This window comes from Streptomyces monashensis, assembly GCF_001866665.1.
Taxonomy (GTDB): Bacteria; Actinomycetota; Actinomycetes; order Streptomycetales; family Streptomycetaceae; genus Streptomyces; species Streptomyces monashensis.
The window spans coordinates 1-595 of sequence record NZ_MLYO01000139.1 but is presented as its reverse complement, the minus strand read 5'-3'; the positions used below and the strand labels follow the sequence as shown (position 1 = coordinate 595).

General features: G+C 67.6%; 1 protein-coding gene. It reads right to left on the bottom strand.

Annotation, left to right across the window (positions count from 1 at the left end; translation table 11 throughout):
* Window positions 1–595, bottom strand: a 595-nt coding sequence (locus BIV23_RS44520) for a beta-ketoacyl synthase N-terminal-like domain-containing protein (protein WP_143079261.1), incomplete at both ends; no start/stop codon positions are given.

Here is a 595-nt window from a genome sequence, read left to right as displayed (position 1 = left end):
AGCCGCATCCAACGCGTCCTGCACCACACGCTGCTGAGACGGACCGTTCGGCGCCGTCAACCCCTGACTACGGCCGTCCTGGTTCACCGCGGAACCACGGACCACCGCCAGCACCCGGTCCCCGTCCCGCTCCGCCGCCGACAACGGCTTGAGCACCAAAACACCCGCACCCTCGGACCAACCCGCCCCGTCAGCACGCGCCGAGAACGACTTGCACCGCCCGTCCGCGGCCATCCCCTTGAGCCGCGAGAACTCCACGAACAGAGCAGGCGTGTTCATCACCGTGACACCACCCGCCAGAGCCACCTCACACTCACCCGAACGCAGCGCCTGCACCGCCAGATGCAACGCCACAAGAGACGAGGAGCACGCCGTGTCAATCGTCACCGCAGGCCCCTGAAGCCCCAACGTGTACGACACACGACCGGACACCACACTGCTCGCGTTGCCCGTACTGGTGTAGCCGTCGAGGGCGTTGAGGTCATGGCCCTGCTGATTGCCGTAGTCGGAGCTCATCGTGCCGAGGTAGACGCCGGTACGGGATCCGCTCAGGGAGTCCGGGCGGATACCGGCGCGCTCCAGCGCCTCCCACGAC